This is a genomic window from Paenibacillus sp. EKM206P (assembly GCF_011066155.1).
In the GTDB taxonomy this organism is placed as follows: Bacteria; Bacillota; Bacilli; order Paenibacillales; family Paenibacillaceae; genus Paenibacillus; species Paenibacillus polymyxa_D.
The window spans coordinates 1-284 of the sequence record NZ_JAAMNQ010000108.1; the positions used below are offsets into that span (position 1 = coordinate 1).

The window sequence follows — 284 nt, forward strand, 5'->3', positions numbered from 1 at the left end:
CTTTCACCCGGTGCGAATGGGTTTGCTGCGAATTTTTCTTCTGTAAGTTCCGGTCTGTTCAAGTACCCTCTTGCCAGCCCATCCCCTGCTATACATAGTTCTCCCGCTACTCCTATCGGCTGCAGGCCCTTTTCCTTACTGACAACATACAACTTAATGTTATCTATGGGCTTTCCTATAGGTACAAGCTCCAATTCTTCTTCCGTAGAGCAGCCAAAGTAGGATACATCTACTGTTGCTTCTGTTGGTCCGTACAGGTTATGCAGGCTTGTTCCTTTTTCTTT

At 46.1% G+C, this 284-nt stretch carries 1 protein-coding gene; it reads right to left on the minus strand.

Annotated elements, in window-relative coordinates; all coding sequences use genetic code 11:
* The coding region (locus G9G53_RS25930) for an AMP-binding protein (protein WP_165150910.1) at positions 1–284 on the minus strand (284 nt) is incomplete at both ends.